Origin of the sequence: Streptomyces beijiangensis (assembly GCF_017315755.1) — a bacterium.
Taxonomy (GTDB): Bacteria; Actinomycetota; Actinomycetes; order Streptomycetales; family Streptomycetaceae; genus Streptomyces; species Streptomyces beijiangensis.
This window is the reverse complement of the sequence record NZ_JAFLRJ010001744.1, coordinates 1-203: the sequence shown is the minus strand read 5'-3', so window position 1 is coordinate 203 and position 203 is coordinate 1. Positions and strand designations below refer to the sequence as shown.

At 68.5% G+C, this 203-nt stretch carries 1 protein-coding gene; it reads left to right on the top strand.

Going from position 1 to position 203, the window contains the following annotated elements; all coding sequences use genetic code 11:
• Positions 1-203, top strand: a 203-nt coding sequence (locus J0695_RS43475) for an aldo/keto reductase (protein ID WP_206970308.1), incomplete at both ends; no start/stop codon positions are given.

Below are 203 nucleotides of genomic sequence, written 5' to 3'. Positions count from 1 at the left end.
GCACCATCGGTCAGAACCCGGACACCCAGCGCGAAGTGAGCGTCCTCGGCCTCGGCGCGATGCGTGTCGGCACCGCCACCGACGAGGCGACCTCGTACGCGATCCTCGACCGGTACGTCGAAGCCGGCGGCACCTTCATCGACACGGCCAACAACTACGCGTTCTGGGTCAACGGCACCCAGGGCGGCGAGAGCGAGCAGCTC